Below are 16,230 nucleotides of genomic sequence, written 5' to 3'. Positions count from 1 at the left end.
CTCCATGGACAAATGGCGATACAGAGACATCCCAACAACACTCCAAACCATCATTTCCATTGGTAACCTTCGTCTGCGAATAGTCGTAATTCCTGTATCTTCCAAACACTGGGAAATGAGTTCTGGAGAAAGCAGATCAGATAAACCCGAAAGTTGCTCTGCAGAGAATTGATGAACTTGGTTAAGAGCCTGTCTTAAAAACATAAAAAAAATCCGAGTGCATTGAATACACTCGGATTTTGACACTTTGAATGGATCGTTCAACCGATCATTTAGTTGTTAACTGATCGGCATTACACCAGTTCGCCGGCTTTTAGTAACGGTTAGGCTATGATTAAGAGTATATAAAAAAGCCGCAGTGATACTTCACTGCGGCTATAAAGATGGGCGAAAGAGAGATTACTTACTCATTTCACCGCGCAGTACTTCCAGCATTTGCGCTTTAATCTGCTCATAACTCAGGTTTTGACTAAGCAGATAGTGAAGCTTGGCAAGCGCTGCTTCTGGCGTCATATCGAAACCGCTGATAACGCCGGCATCAGCCAGAGCACAGCCTGTCGCATAACCGCCCATGTTCACTTTACCCGCCAAACACTGAGTTAAGTTGACTACCAATACGCCACGCTCTGACGCTTCTTTCAGGTGCGCCAAAAGCTCTGGATTTTGCGGTGCATTGCCCACTCCAAACGTCAGCAAAATCATTGCATTAACAGGTTGCAGCAAGGTATTGCGGATCACTTCGTGTGAAATACCCGGGTACATAGTGATAACGCCAATAGGCTGTGGCGTGATGTCATGTACCTTGAATTTACCTTCCGGCTGTTTGTTGATTTCCACACCACTGCTTAGCTGGATATTAATCCCTGCTTCTAAAAGAGGTTGCAGGTTTGGTGAGGTAAAGGCATTAAAGCCATCAGCGTGTGATTTTGTGCTGCGGTTACCGCGCATCAGCTGGTTATTGAAAAACAGCGTCACTTCGTTGATTGGATAATTGGCTGCGATGTGAAGCGCGTTCAGCAGGTTTGCTTGGCCATCTGAGCGAAGCTCTGCCAGTGGGATCTGCGAGCCAGTAACTATCACAGGCTTGCCAAGATTTTCCAGCATGAACGACAATGCCGAAGCGGTGTACGCCATGGTGTCGGTGCCGTGGAGGATCACAAAGCCATCGTAGTTGTCGTAGTTGTCACGAATGTCGTCGGCGATCTGTTGCCAGTCAGCAGGCGTCATGTCTGAAGAGTCGATGAGCGGCTCATATTCATGAATAGTGAACTCTGGCATCTCTGGACGATGGAATTCTGGCATGCTCGCCAGTTGCTTTTCCATAAAGCCCGCGACAGGAATGTAACCATGATCGGACTTTTGCATGCCGATAGTGCCGCCAGTATAGGCGATGTAGATGTGTTTACGCGTCATGACAGACATTACTTTGAAACTGGGAACAGGTGGGGCGATTATAACCAAATCAAACAAAAGAGCCACCGATTGGTGGCTCTAAAGTAAGGTTTAGCAGAGTTATCCGCTATTGGACATTACAGGTCAAACAGAGAACGTAGTAGCCTTTTGGATCGTTAAAGCTTTCCATGAGACTTGCGTGCTGCTGAAGCTCTGTTGCAACTGGCAATAGGCTTTGTGGAACCCAAGCTGAAATATCAAGCCCTAAGCTGACTTTCACCTGCTTCATGAGATCCTGTACAAACTGCTGTGCAGGACTCAGTGGCTCTTCTACCCAGTACACGTCATATGCTTCTAAGTTAGCCAGCTCTGCGGCGCGAGCGATAGCATCATCAAAGTCACCAATTCGGTCAACAAGGCCGTGGTCTAGCGCATCTTGGCCTGTCCATACACGACCTTGAGCGACGCTGTCTACTTCTGTCTGGCTCATATTACGGTTATCAGACACTAGAGTGATAAAGCGTTTATAACCGTGCTCAATACCCATCTGGAATGCAGCCGATGCGCCTTCGTTGAGGCCACGCGTCACACCCACACCCGAGAACGGTGAAGTGCCAACGCCATCTGTGTTGACGCCAATGTTGTTGAGCCCTTTTTCAAATGTAGTGATAACGCTAAAGATACCAATTGAGCCGGTGATGGTTGTTGGCTGAGCCATGATCTCATTCGCGCTCATTGAAATCCAATAGCCGCCAGATGCAGCAACGCTCGACATAGATACCACAACAGGCTTGCCTGCATCTTTCAGTGCTTGAACTTCATTGCGAATAACTTCCGAAGCAAAAGCGCTACCGCCCGGGCTGTCTACACGTAGCACAACCGATTTTACGCTGTCATCTTCGCGAGCTTGTTTAAGCAGCGATGCAATGGTGTCACCACCAATCGTGCCTCGTGGCTGTTCGCCATCCATGATTGATCCGCTTGCCACAACAACGGCAATTTGGTTGTCAGGCTCTGTTGGCAAATCAAACGGCACGCTTGCTAGATACTCGTAGTAGCTCACGGCATTAAAGCCACCGTCACCATCGCTGCCAAAGGCTTCGATCATGGCTTCATTGACTTGCGGTTTAGTCACCAGTTCGTCAACTAACCCTAGCTTTTTAGATAGAGCGGCAAGGTCACCATCGACGTTTTTCAGCGACGCTAAGAAATCATCCATACTTGGCGTGAGCACGCTTGGCTCGATTTCGCGGTTTGTTGCAACATCATCAACATAAGCGCCCCACAACTGAGTCACCCAGCGAGTTGCGTTGGCTTTTGCGTCTTCTGACATGTCGTCACGAAGGAATGGCTCGACCGCGGATTTGTAGGTACCCACGCGGAACACGTGTGTAGTGACGTCGAGTTTTTCAAGCAAGGTTTTGAAGTACATTGAGTAGGCACTGTAGCCACGGATCAACACTGCACCATCAGGGGCAAGGTAGACTTTGTCGGCGTAGCTGGCGAGGTAGTATTGGCTTTGATTGTAAAACGCGCCATAGGCATAAACCGGTTTGCCTGTTGCTTTGAACTCGTTGATGGCTTTCGCGATGTAACGCAGTTTGGTTAAGCTGGTTTCCGGCATTTCTCGCAGCGAGAGAACCAGTCCTGTGACTTTGTCATCTTGAGAGGCATGGCGAATGGTGTCGACAATATCAAAAACAACGTTCTCTTTTGGAAGCTCTTGGCCAAACAGTGAGCCAGTGAACGAGTCCATCGGGTTGACGTAAGTGCTTTGTTCGACAATGGGGCCTGAAAGGTTCATGACCAATGCGGTGTCTTTCTTCTCGACCGCTGGTGGTGCATCACTTTGGGTGAAGGCAAAATACACCATGGCGATCACAGCAAAGAAAAATAGATTCACTATGGCGAGGCGAGTGAAGTTAATCAGCTTCCAAATGCCTTTGAAAATCATACCTATAAAACGAAATACTTTTTTCATCATCTCTCCACATCACAAATGTGAGTGTTTATGTCCTTTAACATCAATTACTAGTGTAGCGCTGAGGTTAACAATTCGCAGTATCAATTATGTAATTGTACGTATGTGACGCTGACTTCTATCAGCTTGAGGGTTAACTGAATATAAATTAGAGACTTACCATACTAGATGAAGTTCAAAGAATCAGAAAGTTTTTCTGTTTATGTTGTAAGAATGTAAACGCTAGTTTGATTTTTTAACCTTTACATAATATTCTGGTCAGACCACAACAACAATAAATGGATCTGCCATGTACCCGAATTTACTTAAGCCACTGGATTTAGGATTTACTCAACTTAGAAACCGAGTGCTGATGGGATCAATGCACACTGGTCTTGAAGAGCATAAAGAAGGTCTACACAAGCTTGCTGCGTTCTACGAGGAGCGTGCAAAAGGTGGGGTTGGGTTAATAGTAACAGGCGGTTTCGCGCCTAACCTTCGTGGTCGCCTCGCCCCATTTGCTGCAGAGTTTAGTAAACCGAAGCATGCTAAAGCACACAAAGTGGTCACTGAAGCAGTTCATAAACATGGCGGTAAAATCGCACTGCAAATCCTCCACGCAGGACGATACGGCTATCATCCATTCTCTCAAAGTGCCTCCAAAATTAAATCACCGATCACGCCATTTGCTCCTAGTGAAATGAGCAGTCGTCAGATTTGGAAAACCATCGACGCCTACGCCAACAGTGCCTCTTTGGCGCGAGAAGCGGGTTACGACGGCGTTGAGATCATGGGCTCAGAAGGTTACTTCATTAACCAGTTCATCTGTAAGCGTACCAATGTACGATATGATGAGTGGGGTGGCAGTTATGACAATCGCATTCGTTTGCCGTTAGAAATTGTCAAAGCGGTTCGCGCGGCTGTCGGAGAGGATTTCATTATCATCTTCCGTCTTTCTATGCTGGATCTCGTTGAGCAGGGCAGCACCTTTGAAGAAGTCATTCAACTGGGTAAAGCGCTTGAGCAAGCGGGCGTAACCATCATTAATACCGGTATTGGTTGGCACGAAGCAAAAGTACCGACTATCGCGACGCAAGTGCCACGCGGTGCTTTTACTTGGGTAACCGAGAAAATTCGTCCACACCTTTCTATTCCGGTAATCACGACCAACCGAATTAATACCCCGGATGAGGCAGAACGCATTCTTTCATCTGGGCACGCCGATATGGTCTCTATGGCGCGACCTTTCCTCGCCGATCCCAACTTTGTAGCCAAAGCCGAGCAAGGTGAAGCTCACTTCATAAATACTTGTATCGGTTGTAATCAAGCATGCCTAGATAATGCATTTAAAGGTAAGCGAGCGACATGCTTGGTGAACCCGCAGGCGTGTTATGAAACGGATTTGATCATCAAGAAAACGGTGAACAGCAAAAACATCGCGGTTGTTGGCGCAGGGCCTGCTGGACTGGCTTGTGCAACCATGTTGGCCGAAAAAGGGCACTCGGTTGATTTGTTTGAGAAGAGCGATCGTATCGGTGGCCAGTTCCGACTTGCTATGCAGATCCCAGGCAAAGAAGAGTTTAGAGAAACGATCCGCTATTTTGCCAACCGTATTGCTCAAACTGGCGTTAAGCTGCATCTCGAAACCGAAGCGACGGCTGATCTATTAAAAGAATACGATGAAGTGGTGATGGCAACAGGCGTTAAGCCTCGCATGCCGAAGCTAGAAGGCATCGACAACAAAGACAAGGTCATTGATTACCAAACGGTAATTCGCGATAAGACTTACCTTGGTGAAAACGTTGCGATCATGGGCGCTGGCGGCATCGGTATTGATATCGCAAGTATGATTACTGAGCCGCATGGTCAAACGCTGGATGATTGGCTACACGATTGGGGCATTGATAAGAATATCGATCATCCTGGCGGTTTGTACCCGTTCCCAGATTCGACGACGGACACCAATGTATGGGTGATGCAGCGTAAAGAAGGCCGCGTCGGCAAAGGTCCAGGTAAAACCACAGGTTGGATCCACAAAAAGACCCTTGAGAAGCGCGGCGTCCATCTACTTGGCGGTGTCACTTACGACAAGATTGATGCAGAAGGTCTTCACATCACGGTGAAGGGCGAATCAAAACTCATCCCTGCCGACAAAGTGGTGATTTGTGCCGGACAGGAACAGGTGAAGCCGTTTGAAAATCAATGGCCGGAGTTTGGTGACAAGCTGCATGTCATTGGCGGTGCGGACTATGCGGGTGAACTTGATGCCGTGCGAGCGATTCGACAAGGTGTTGAGCTAGCCGCCAAGCTATAAGCAAACTAACACAGTCCGAACCAAAACTTCTGGGCTGACGTGCTTGCTGCTGCACAACTGGCACGTCAATCCAGAGCCACTAAATGAGATCGGTTCTCATTGTTGGTGCGTAAAGGTTAACGTTTTGTTATTATGGCGAAACGATAATAAGAGGTATGTGTTATGGATGCTTTAGACCTGTTGCTTAACCGACGCTCAATAGCCAAACTTTCCGACCCCGCACCAGAAGGGGTTGCACTAGAAAATATCATTAAAGCGGGACTACGAGCTCCCGATCATGCTGGATTGACGCCTTGGAGATTTGTTCTCGCTCAAGGAGACGGTCGCCAGAAACTCGCTGATATACTTGCTAACGCCGCTACTCTTGCGGGAAGTGACACCGCTGTTATAGAAAAAGCACAGAAAGCGCCGTTTCGCGCCCCACTGGTGATCACGGTTATCGCCAAGGTGACGCCGCATGAGAAAGTGCCAGCGTTTGAGCAGCATTTATCTGCAGGCTGCGCGGTACAAGCGATGCAAATGGCCGCGGTAGCACAAGGTTTTCAAGCGTTTTGGCGTTCAGGAAAATGGATGTTTGATGACAATGTCCGTCAGGCTTTTGAGCTTGAAGGCGAAGATCAGATTGTTGGTTTTCTCTATGTCGGCACCCCTGGCTGCACGCCAATGAAAGTGCCAGAGCGAGAGCTTGGCAAATTTGTGCAGTTTTTATAACAGCGGCTTTTTATAGCAGCCGTTTTTTGTAACCGAGATGGATTAACTGGCTATTTATACAGTTTTTTCTTGATTCGCAAAGGTAAGCTTAGTTAAGCTTACCTTTATTTTTTCGACTCATTTCATTTTATGACGCGTCTCTTCATTGCAGAAAAACCCAGCCTTGGCAGAGCGATTGCCGCCGCCTTACCTAACCCTCAGAAAAAAGGGGATGGGTTTATTCAATGTGGGAACGGCGATGTCGTTACTTGGTGTATTGGACACTTGTTGGAGCAAGTTGAGCCTGACGTTTATGACGAGCGCTACAAAAAATGGAATCTCGCCGATCTTCCGATTGTGCCCGACCAGTGGCAGTTAAGACCGAGAAAAAGCGCCTCCAAACAGCTTACTGCGGTTAAGAAGTTACTTAAAACCGCGACGCAAATCGTCAACGCTGGAGACCCAGATAGAGAAGGGCAACTGCTGGTGGATGAAGTCATCGACTATTGCAAAGTCCCTAAATCTAAGAAGGAGACCGCTCAGCGCCTGCTGATCAGCGACCTTAACTTACCTGCGGTAAAAAAAGCGCTCAATAATATGCGTATGAACCGCGAGTTTGTGCCTTTGTCAGTTTCTGCATTGGCGCGTTCACGTGCTGATTGGCTCTATGGTATGAATATGTCCCGCGCTTATACTTTGCTTGGTCAAAAGGCCGGTTATCAGGGCGTACTGTCAGTTGGACGTGTGCAAACACCGGTATTGGGATTGGTCGTTCGCCGAGATGAAGAGATTGAGAACTTTGTCCCCCGTGATTATTTTACTTTGCACGCCTTGATCCCATATCAAGACAACGGCCCCGCATTCGATATTCGCGCCAAATGGCGACCGAGTGAAGCGTGTAAGCCATGGCAAGATGAAGAAGGGCGTGTTCTTAATCGTAAACTGGTCGAGAACGTGGCACAGCGTATTCAAGGTCAGCCCGCTAAAGTTATTAAGTCCGAGCATAAGTCAACCAAACAAAACGCGCCGCTGCCTTATTCTCTGTCAGCGCTGCAAATTGACGCCGCGAAACGCTACAACATGAGCGCGCAACAAGTGCTGGATGTGTGTCAGGCGTTGTACGAGAAGCACAAGCTGATTACTTATCCGCGCTCAGACAACCGCTACTTGCCCAAAGATCACTTCTATCAAGCCAAGGACGTACTCGCGGCGATCAAAAACAACAGCCAAGAGTATTCCGCAGCGGTTGATGGTGCAGACAGCAGTCGCAAGTCTAAAGCGTGGAATGACAGTAAAGTCGATGCCCACCACGCGATCATCCCAACGCCTAAAAAGACCAGTATGGTGCTCTCTGGATTTGAAGAGAAAGTTTATGGCTTGATCGCACGTCAGTATGTGATGCAGTTTTATCCTGCCGCCGTGTATGCCGAAGCCATGTTGGAGTTCGATATTCAGGGTGGTCAGTTCGTTGCAAAGGGCAAGCGTCTGCAAGAGCCGGGATGGCGAGTACTGCTGGGTAATAGTGCTAATGATCAAGAAGAAGGGGTAGACGCCGTACCACCGCTTGAAGTTGGCACTGTTCTTACGTGTCGTGAAGGGCAAATTGGTGAGAAGAAAACCGAGCCACCGCGTCACTTCACCGAAGCCACTTTGCTGCAAGCGATGACCGGTATCAGCCGTTTCGTTGAAGATAAGTCACTGAAAAAGATCTTGCGTGACACCGACGGTATCGGCACGGAAGCGACTCGCGCAGGCATTCTAGATACGCTGTTTAAACGCCAGCTGCTGAGCCGCCAGGGCAAGTCTGTGATGTCAACGCCAGCAGGTCGAGGCCTTATTCACGCATTGCCTGATGAGTCAACGTATCCAGATATGACGGCGCATTGGGAGTTTCAGCTACAAGGCATGACGGAAAAGACCCAGTCGTATGGGCCTTTTATGTCGGATTTGAATGTAAAGCTGGATCAGTTGATGGGACAGGTGAAAACAGGCTCTGTGCCAGAGTCGCTGCGTAATCTACCGAAAGTGGAAAAGCCAGCCTTCAAAAAGTACAAAAAGCGCCGCGCCGCAGGTAGCTCAACAGGAAAGCGCCGCAGTAAACCTAAAGCGAGCTAATTGATCGCCCGCTGCTAGTATTTTTAGTTATTAATAGCGCTACCAAAGTGAAGAGTTACCAGGGTAGCTCTTCACCTTCAAAGTTCAAAAACTTACCAGAATCATCCAGTGACGCACCTTGGATTACCTTGTATAAACCGCTTGCTGATGCCGTGGTGGAAATAAGCGCATGTGGTCCGCCCATCTCGGTTTGCACCCAGCCAGGGTGTAGCGCCAGTACGGTAAAGCCTTGCGAGGTGAGATCGTTACTCAAGCTTTTCACGACTGAGTTAAGCGCTGCTTTCGATGAGCGATAGATATAACCGCCACCGGAGGTATTTTCTGTCATGCTGCCAACCTTCGATGACAAGCAGGCAATGATTTTTACCGACGAATTGATGAGTTTTGGATACAGCAATTCAGTCAGTTTAAGCGGTGCGATACTGTTGATTTCCAATACTTTGCGCCATTCTTCGACATCGGTCTTACCGAATCCGTCGCCTTTCGGACCGTAGTAGCCTGCATTATTGATGAAAATGTCGATGTCCGGCAACGTTTGCACTAATTTCGCTACCGCGCCGTAATCAGTCACATCCAGCGTGTGCGTGGCTAGGTTCGATTCGCTCACTTCCAGAGAAAGCAGCTCGTGAGCGGAACTGGCGCTGCGGTAGGTGGCATGAACCTTAAAGCCGGACTCTAAGTACTTTTTCGTCAAAGCGAGGCCGATACCTCGATTGGCTCCGGTTATGAAGACGGTTTTCATGTTGCTCTCCTGACGCTACTATGTTTTTGTGTAATGCTTTTGTGTCTTTGATTTAATTGAGAATAGAATACTTTGATTCCACTCATCTATCACCCTATTTACTCTGCGCTGCCATTGCCTGATGGGCATCGTTATCCAATTCGTAAATATGAGCTGCTTTATGAGGCGGTCGCAGAGCGCTATTCCAACTCGTCGCTATTTCGATTTGTCGAACCCCAAGCGCTTAGCGTGGCTGATATTAAACAGACCCATTGTCATACCTACACCGATAATTTAGTGTCTGGACTCCTGCCAGCTGCGAAGATGCGCCGTATTGGCTTTCCTTGGAGTGAGAAGCTTATCGAGCGCACGCTGATTTCAACGGGTGGCACGGTACTCGCCGTTAAAGAAGCACTCGAAAATGGCTTAGCCATTCACTTAAGTGGCGGGTATCACCATGCCCATTTTGATTATGGCAGTGGTTTTTGCCTGTTTAATGATTTGGCGGTCGCCGCGCAGCACGCAATTTTGCAGGGTGTCGATAAGGTACTGATTGTCGACAGCGACGTTCACCATGGTGACGGCACCGCATCTTTGATGGCGCAAAATTCTCAAATCATCACACTCTCACTGCACTGTGATAAAAACTTCCCTGCGAGAAAACCCGATTCTGATTTCGACGTGCCATTTATTAAAGGTGCTGAGGATGACGATTTTTTGCAGAGCTTTAAGCAAGTGGTGCAATTTGCTCTCGATATTCATCAGCCTGACTTGGTGATCTTTGATGCTGGCGTTGATATCCACCAAGACGACGAACTTGGTTTCTTAAATGTCACCCTTGATGGCATACGTGAGCGAGACCGTTGGATGCTCGCTACTTGTCAGAAGCGTAACATTCCGATTGCGTGTGTGATTGGTGGTGGTTATCGCAGTAATCACGCAGATTTAGTGCCGATTCATATGTCGCTCATAGAAGCTGCGGCTAAGTTAAAGGAGTTAACATGAAACATCGCATTCGCGCCGCAGGGATAGCGGTTAACGACAATCGCATTTTGATGCTGCGCGTAAAAGATCCCTACTCTGGCGAATACTGGATCCCACCAGGTGGCGGCTTTGAAGCAGGGGATATCAGTACTAAGCAGAGTTTGGTACGTGAGTTCAAAGAGGAAACGAACCTGGATGTCGATGTTGGCGAGCTCATTTGCGTGCGTGAGTTTTATGAGACTTCGGCAGAGCGCTACCATGTTGAGCTGTTTTATCACATTCGTGATTGGCAAGGTGAGCCTGGCCTTGGAAATCTCGTGGGGCTTAATGATGAAAGCTATATTCAAGAAGTGAAGTGGCTTGCTATTGATGAACTGTCGACCTTAAAAGTTTTCCCAGCAAACTTGGCAAAAGATGTGCTGCCGATAATTGAAGATCAGCGTTTTGCAACGCACCTTGGCAGCTACGTACAAGGTAAAGGGGATGAGATTAATGTTCTCGATGGCGAGTAATAGTGCTTAGCAGTGGATTAACACCCAAGAGAGCGCTATCATGCGCAGCCCATGAAAACCCGCTAGAGAATAGAGCCGTTTATGAACAGAAAGAAGAAGGTCATCCAGATCCTGAAAGCGAAAGCGAAAAAAGGCAACGCTAAAAACCAGAAAAGCAACAAGCCGCGCTATATCTCAAAAGCTGAGCGCGCCAAAATGGAAGCGGAGCAAGCGGCGAATTCAGAGCAAGCTGAAGTGGTTGAAACGGTAGAAGCTACGGAAGGAACTGCAGATTCGTAGGTGTTTTAATCATCCTACTCTTCTCAAGCTATCCCGACGTTCTAACGTCACCTCGTCATCCTAATTTAGCCTCGTCGTCCTCACGAAAGTGAGGATCTTTCACCACAAGTGACTCACTCAATGTGACCTTATAACCTAGAGCGCGCTGCAGAAGATTCTCGTTTTCACGAGAATGACGTCGCTTTGGCTGAACGTAGATAGATTCAAATCACAGAGCCTGTAATTCGAGTAACATATCAGTTACGGTTGAGCCTATATCAACTCGTAAAACCTCATACTCACCACCAAATCATCCGTTAGGTTCCAATAAGCCTGACTACTGTGAATGTGTAACACCTAGGTGTTTAACTCATTCACAGTAAGGAACTTTTTCATGGATCGACCACTATCTGGCTCACGCTTGACTATTTGGCAAGGGTTGAGCTTAGCGCTAGCCGTGTCTAGCTTGAGTTTTTCTTCCCACGCACTGGTTAATGGCCAAACTGAGCTGCCTAGCGTTTCTAGCATAAGTACAACCAATCACACCCTAAGCGTGAGCTCTGAACAAACGGAATCGGCTCTTGTTACCTCAGAAGTGTTTCGTTTTTCTGAGCCAGGTGCGAGCTTTATCAAAGTGCATTTTCGCGATGTGGTATTGGCTGAAGGCGCAGCGATTGAAGTCGTTAGCAGTGACGGGAGTGAGCGTTATGTCTATAGCGCGAAGCACAACACCCCGATGACAATTGATAGTAGTCAAGGTGATGACGGCGTAACGCAGTTCGCTGCCATGTCGATAGCCGGTGATGCGGTTGAAGTGGCGCTGATAGGCGAGGGCAGTGCGGTTGTTGACTATATTCAAGTTGGCTTACCTCAAGGCCAGCTTGAGCAAGTGATTAACGTGAGTCCTTCCGGAGAGGAGTCAATCTGTGGCTCGGATAACAAGCAAGCTGTAGCGTGTTTTGATGATAAATATGGGAAAGAGGTGGCGCACAGTAAACCTGTTGCGCGCATTCTCATTGGTGGTAGAAGTCTATGTACCGCGTGGCGTGTTGGTCCCAACAACCATATGATGACCAACAATCACTGTATTGAGTCGGCGAGTGAAGCTGCAAATACCGAAGTATGGTTTAACTATCAGCTCAGTCAATGTGGTGGCAGCCGAGGCACGGTAGTGAAGGTGCAAGCCGACAAGCTGCTGGAAACGGGCTACGACTTGGACTTTAGTCTGTTTACTGTTAAAAACTTTTCGACCATTCAATCCTTCGGTTATCTTGGCCTCGACCCGCGTATTCCAAGCTTGTTAGAGACCATTTACATACCTCAGCACCCAGGCGGTCGTTTGAAAGAGCTTGGCGTAGAAACAGACAGCGGTGCACGTTGTGTGGTAGACCGACCGGTAACCAACGGTCGCGGCAGTAATACGGATTCTGGCTATCTTTGTGATACCGAAGGCGGCTCGTCGGGCTCTCCGGTATTGGCCGCGAGCAGCCACCGTGTCGTTGCCTTGCACCATTTGGGTGGCTGCTACAACAAAGGCGCCCACATCAGCAAAATTTGGCCTTTAGTTTCCTCTCACTTTCCGGCTGGTGTCCCTACTAGCAATGTCGGCAGCCCATCGGGTGGTAATCAGGCTCCAATCGCTCAAATGGATGTGAATTGCACCGCACTCTCGTGCCAGTTTAACGCCAATCAATCTAGCGACTCCGATGGCAGCATTGCCAATTACAGCTGGCGATTTGGTGATGGGGCGAGCAGTCAAGGCGTAAGCACTAGCCATAGTTATGTATCGTCGGGGCAATATACAGTGACGCTAACCGTTACCGACAATCAAGGGTTGTCAGACTCTACAACTCAGGTGGTCAGCGTACAAGGCAGTTCTAATGGCACTTGTGGTGCGCTCACTTCGTGGTCGGCTTCTCAAACTTATTTAGGCGGTGATAACGTGCAGCATCAAGGCTCTAAATATCAAGCTAAGTGGTGGACACGCGGTGATAACCCTGCTGATAACTCAGCGCAGTGGGATGTGTGGACGTTGGTCGGGGCTTGTCAGTAGATAGAAGCAGAAAATTGCAGTATGTCTGACAATAGTAGGGATGCTAATGCTCGTTTAAATGCCTCACATTTGTGAGGCATTTTTTAGTCATTGAGCGCTACTGCTGCAAATATTTACTACTATTGAGATCAATCTTTGATGCTTTGACGCGACTATCCGCATTGAGGTAATCACTAATTGCCAGTAGATCTTGACCTTGAGATGCGCGAAGTACCGCTGACTCTCCTTGAGCAAAGACCACATCAAGTTTTAACTCTGTAGCGACGGCTTTAGCATCTTTTGCATTGTCGACGGTAATAAACACCAGACCAGTTGCCTTGGAGACGTTACTGAATGGATTTTTAAACACTTCATCACCCACGTGGAGTTCAGCCACGTTAGCAATTTCGTTGACGGATAGCGTGCGATACTGTTCGCCATTGACTTCTACCGCATTAGAAGGAGCAAAGAGATCGGGCGTTGCTTGCTCGGCTAGCTGTGCTGCGTTGACGCTGGAGACTGCCATCGACAGCGCAAGAATAGAGAATGTAATTGTTTTCATGAGGTAGGCTCCTTAATGACCAAAGATACGCATAGACCAGTTTTTGAGAACGCCTGGTTGTGTGTTGTTGGCCATTGGCACTTCAAAAATAGTGGAAGAGTTGAAGTAGGCTAAGTATGAGAACACTTCATCGCCGTTGGTATCGATAGCGCGCAGTGTCCATTCGCCTTTCGCACTTTCACCATAGAATTGGTTCGATAACATGAGCTGATTTTCGTAACCCGCTACGTCTGGCTCAAGCGATTGACCCACTAAGCCATTACGAGGCGTTTGCAGTACTGAGCGAGTGCCGGAAGGGGAGATAAGCTCAATGGCTAGGTCTGGTAGGCGAGTATGATCGAGTGTTATCTTGACCTGTACTGACTCGACCGTGAGTTCATCGGAAACGCTAATTGATGACTCGCCTCCTGCTAGGCTCGCATCTGGCACTGTGACTTTAGAGGCATTGTTAACCCATGGCGTGATGATCTGCGGTGGTAGGACATTGTTAGTCATACGAGCGCGTTTCATCGCTTCATCTAGGTTAACCGCACCAAACCCATAGAAGGCATGAAAATCAACATCAGCCGCGTTTTTCTGCCACGGGGAGATCGCTTGGTAGCTGACCAGTTGACCTTCGCTGTTCACAAAGTCCAGTGACACGCCAGGATCGTCTGCATCGGTAAGACTTGCGGTCTCTGCGAGTAAAGCACGGACATCGCGCGCGGTTAACGCGTGGTTGGTTGACATGATTGTTGCAATCGCACCGGAAGTATTCGGCGCCGCAGAAGAGGTACCGTTCATGGTGCTGGTGTAGTTACAGTTTGGATCGAACTCAGTGCCACCATGCAGGCCATTGATACCTAAGTCGCTGCTGGTGTTTTGTCCTTGCTCACAGCCCATTAGGTCTGTGGTGACCATTGCAGGGTAATCTTGACCGTATTCACCGGCAGGTGCCGCTACCCAGACGTTCGTACCGACAGAAGAGTAGCTAGTGCGAGTGCCATCGGCTCTGAGCGCACTGGTAACGAGGTTGTAGTAGTTGGCGTTGTCGTAAGACTGCTGAGAGTTGTGCATTGGCAGTCCCAGATTATTGCCTCCGGCAAAGAAATCTTTAGGCAGAACAAAGAAGCGACCGGTATTGAAGTAGCGATAACCATTGCCCGCTGATTTAACGAATATTGCCCCGCGTCCCCATGCGTTATAGCTGCTGACATCTTTCATCACGTCCAGTTCAAGCTTGAACTCAGGATCAGTCTCATCAAATGGAATCGGTGTGGTAGGGCTAAAGCCATAGCTTTGGTTAAACACGCGAACATCGCTGGTAGACGGGTCTGCACCGTGAGATATCAGCCAGCCCTCGACGGTTTGGCTATCAAGCCAGTTAAAGCCCACTAATGAAGAGCGAGAAGCAACGCCACGGCCGCCTTCACCATTATTGCCCACAGCGCTTATCAAACCAGCAACAGCGGTGCCGTGACCATTTTCATCAATAGGGTAGTCAATTGGAAATTCGGAGTCCTCGACTAGGTTTCGGCTACCGGCAACCACGTTGGCAGCTAGATCTGGGTGATCAATTTGCACCCCGGTATCAATCACGGCGACCTTCACACCAACACCAGCAATTCCCATCGCTTGGGTGAGCTGTGTATTTAGGTCATTGCCGACAACACCAGGATTGGCAGCAAAGGAGGTTTGCCCGGTGTTATTTAAATGCCATTGTTCAGAATAGAGTGGATCGTATGCGGATGCTGTAGGGACAATCCCTACGGTCAGCATCGCCGCAAATAAACGACTAATGCGAATTTTCATTTGTGACCTCATGTCTTTATTTAGAATGTTCCTGTCTGATACTCCTTAAGACAGGCGAGACTAAATTAACGAGGAAACATGGCTGCGAAAACCGTTCACATTGTGTTTACATTCGTTTTTCGAGGCATCACATTGTATTTTGTTGAAATGTGCCCTGTTGCATACTGGAGTTGCATGAAATCAGCGGATTAGAGGAGGGGAAAGTTCATTAGGTAACAACGTTAACAGTCAGTCAATGAGTGTTAGTTACACGCAACAATACTCATCACGTTGGCCTACAGCTGAAGAGTTACTGTAGGCCAACGTGATGTGTTTTGGGGTTAGTCAACGATGGTGACTTTGTTGATTTTAATCGTGTCTAGCGGCACATCATCATGACCTTTTTTTATGCCAGTCATGGCTTTACCAATGTTGCTGACCACGTCCATTCCCGCCGTCACTTTGCCAAACACCGCATAGCCCCAACCGGAGTTTGTCTTACCGGTGTGATCCAAAAAGTCATTATTATCTAAGTTGATAAAAAACTGAGCTGTCGCCGAGTGCGGCGCATCGGTGCGAGCAAAGGCAATGGTGCCGGTTAGGTTTTTAAGACCACGGTTTGCTTCATTAACGATAGGTGCGTGAGTCTCTTTTTCGGTCATGTCTTCGGTATGACCACCACCTTGGATCATAAAACCGTCAATAACACGATGGAAAATGGTGTCTTCATAGAAGCCTTCTTGGCAATAGCGCAGAAAGTTTTTTGAACTGACAGGCGCTTTGTCCATGTTAAGTTCAATTTCAATGTCGCCATAGGTCGTCGTTAAGATAATCATGGTGGTACTCTAGCTGGTTGAAGTTATGATCGGTTGAATTAACGTTGATTGTAGCAGGTTTCAGATTCGAACTAATGGGTTGTA

At 48.2% G+C, this 16,230-nt stretch carries 14 protein-coding genes; 7 read left to right on the top strand and 7 right to left on the bottom strand.

Annotation, left to right across the window (positions count from 1 at the left end):
• From L4C42_RS14410 to sppA, 3 genes are all read right to left on the bottom strand, one after another.
• Positions 1-204: transposase domain-containing protein (locus tag L4C42_RS14410; RefSeq protein WP_429760991.1), on the bottom strand; the 204-nt coding region annotated here is incomplete at its 3' end.
• Between the two features lie 195 nt (positions 205-399).
• A complete protein-coding gene (gene ansA / locus L4C42_RS14405; protein ID WP_353498184.1) occupies positions 400-1,413 on the bottom strand; it encodes an asparaginase in 1,014 nt (337 codons plus the stop codon).
• Positions 1,414-1,519: 106 nt separating this feature from the next.
• Positions 1,520-3,373 (bottom strand): signal peptide peptidase SppA, encoded by a 1,854-nt coding sequence (gene sppA / locus L4C42_RS14400; RefSeq protein WP_353498185.1) that lies wholly within the window; start codon positions 3,371-3,373, stop codon positions 1,520-1,522.
• A gap of 289 nt (positions 3,374-3,662) precedes the next feature.
• On the opposite strand from sppA, the gene L4C42_RS14395 reads away from it, so the two are divergent.
• From L4C42_RS14395 to L4C42_RS14385, 3 genes are all read left to right on the top strand, one after another.
• Positions 3,663-5,666 (top strand): 2,4-dienoyl-CoA reductase FMN-binding domain-containing protein, encoded by a 2,004-nt coding sequence (locus L4C42_RS14395; protein WP_429760988.1) that lies wholly within the window; start codon positions 3,663-3,665, stop codon positions 5,664-5,666.
• 162 nt (positions 5,667-5,828) lie between these two features.
• A complete protein-coding gene (locus tag L4C42_RS14390; RefSeq protein WP_429760986.1) occupies positions 5,829-6,377 on the top strand; it encodes an NAD(P)H nitroreductase in 549 nt (182 codons plus the stop codon).
• 129 nt (positions 6,378-6,506) lie between these two features.
• On the top strand, positions 6,507-8,471 hold the full coding sequence (locus L4C42_RS14385) for a DNA topoisomerase III (RefSeq protein ID WP_429760984.1): 1,965 nt from the start codon (positions 6,507-6,509) through the stop codon (positions 8,469-8,471).
• A 55-nt stretch (positions 8,472-8,526) separates the two neighbouring features.
• Here the strand turns inward: L4C42_RS14385 and L4C42_RS14380 are convergent, their stop codons facing one another.
• Positions 8,527-9,213, bottom strand: a complete 687-nt coding sequence (locus L4C42_RS14380; protein ID WP_429760982.1) for an SDR family oxidoreductase — start codon at positions 9,211-9,213, stop codon at positions 8,527-8,529.
• A 72-nt stretch (positions 9,214-9,285) separates the two neighbouring features.
• Between L4C42_RS14380 and L4C42_RS14375 the strand changes: the two genes are divergently transcribed.
• From L4C42_RS14375 to L4C42_RS14360, 4 genes are all read left to right on the top strand, one after another.
• Positions 9,286-10,197 carry a histone deacetylase family protein gene (locus L4C42_RS14375; RefSeq protein ID WP_429760980.1) on the top strand — a complete coding sequence of 304 codons (912 nt, stop codon included), beginning with the start codon at positions 9,286-9,288 and terminating at the stop codon, positions 10,195-10,197.
• A complete protein-coding gene (locus L4C42_RS14370) occupies positions 10,194-10,688 on the top strand; it encodes an NUDIX domain-containing protein (protein WP_429760978.1) in 495 nt (164 codons plus the stop codon). The genes L4C42_RS14375 and L4C42_RS14370 overlap by 4 nt, the downstream gene beginning before the upstream one ends.
• An 81-nt stretch (positions 10,689-10,769) precedes the next feature.
• Entirely contained in the window at positions 10,770-10,967 is a 198-nt protein-coding gene (locus tag L4C42_RS14365) for a DUF2986 domain-containing protein (RefSeq protein ID WP_353498192.1), read from the top strand.
• Between the two features lie 373 nt (positions 10,968-11,340).
• Positions 11,341-12,999, top strand: coding sequence for a PKD domain-containing protein (locus L4C42_RS14360; protein WP_429760976.1), 1,659 nt, complete (start codon positions 11,341-11,343; stop codon positions 12,997-12,999).
• Positions 13,000-13,096: 97 nt separating this feature from the next.
• Here L4C42_RS14360 and L4C42_RS14355 read toward each other — a convergent pair whose 3' ends face one another.
• The 3 genes from L4C42_RS14355 to L4C42_RS14345 all read right to left on the bottom strand — a co-directional run bounded on the left by L4C42_RS14355 (position 13,097) and on the right by L4C42_RS14345 (position 16,146).
• Positions 13,097-13,540, bottom strand: coding sequence for a hypothetical protein (locus tag L4C42_RS14355; protein ID WP_429760974.1), 444 nt, complete (start codon positions 13,538-13,540; stop codon positions 13,097-13,099).
• A 12-nt stretch (positions 13,541-13,552) separates the two neighbouring features.
• Positions 13,553-15,331, bottom strand: coding sequence for a S8 family peptidase (locus tag L4C42_RS14350; protein WP_429760972.1), 1,779 nt, complete (start codon positions 15,329-15,331; stop codon positions 13,553-13,555).
• 320 nt (positions 15,332-15,651) lie between these two features.
• Complete coding sequence (locus L4C42_RS14345; protein WP_353498196.1) at positions 15,652-16,146, bottom strand: peptidylprolyl isomerase; 495 nt, start codon at positions 16,144-16,146, stop codon at positions 15,652-15,654.
• Between the last annotated feature and the right edge of the window lie 84 nt (positions 16,147-16,230).

The sequence above is a fragment of the Vibrio wakamikoensis genome, assembly GCF_050337275.1.
Classification (GTDB): Bacteria; Pseudomonadota; Gammaproteobacteria; order Enterobacterales; family Vibrionaceae; genus Vibrio; species Vibrio chaetopteri.
This window is presented reverse-complemented; position numbering and strand designations above follow the sequence as displayed.

Excerpts from the sequence above, each read along its gene's own strand:
- ansA (WP_353498184.1), bottom strand. The coding sequence starts at position 1,413 with ATGACGCGTAAACACATCTACATCGCCTATACTGGCGGCACTATCGGC.
- sppA (WP_353498185.1), bottom strand. The coding sequence starts at position 3,373 with ATGAAAAAAGTATTTCGTTTTATAGGTATGATTTTCAAAGGCATTTGG.
- L4C42_RS14395 (WP_429760988.1), top strand. The coding sequence starts at position 3,663 with ATGTACCCGAATTTACTTAAGCCACTGGATTTAGGATTTACTCAACTT.
- L4C42_RS14390 (WP_429760986.1), top strand. The coding sequence starts at position 5,829 with ATGGATGCTTTAGACCTGTTGCTTAACCGACGCTCAATAGCCAAACTT.
- L4C42_RS14385 (WP_429760984.1), top strand. The coding sequence starts at position 6,507 with ATGACGCGTCTCTTCATTGCAGAAAAACCCAGCCTTGGCAGAGCGATT.
- L4C42_RS14380 (WP_429760982.1), bottom strand. The coding sequence starts at position 9,213 with ATGAAAACCGTCTTCATAACCGGAGCCAATCGAGGTATCGGCCTCGCT.
- L4C42_RS14370 (WP_429760978.1), top strand. The coding sequence starts at position 10,194 with ATGAAACATCGCATTCGCGCCGCAGGGATAGCGGTTAACGACAATCGC.
- L4C42_RS14365 (WP_353498192.1), top strand. The coding sequence starts at position 10,770 with ATGAACAGAAAGAAGAAGGTCATCCAGATCCTGAAAGCGAAAGCGAAA.
- L4C42_RS14360 (WP_429760976.1), top strand. The coding sequence starts at position 11,341 with ATGGATCGACCACTATCTGGCTCACGCTTGACTATTTGGCAAGGGTTG.
- L4C42_RS14355 (WP_429760974.1), bottom strand. The coding sequence starts at position 13,540 with ATGAAAACAATTACATTCTCTATTCTTGCGCTGTCGATGGCAGTCTCC.
- L4C42_RS14350 (WP_429760972.1), bottom strand. The coding sequence starts at position 15,331 with ATGAAAATTCGCATTAGTCGTTTATTTGCGGCGATGCTGACCGTAGGG.
- L4C42_RS14345 (WP_353498196.1), bottom strand. The coding sequence starts at position 16,146 with ATGATTATCTTAACGACGACCTATGGCGACATTGAAATTGAACTTAAC.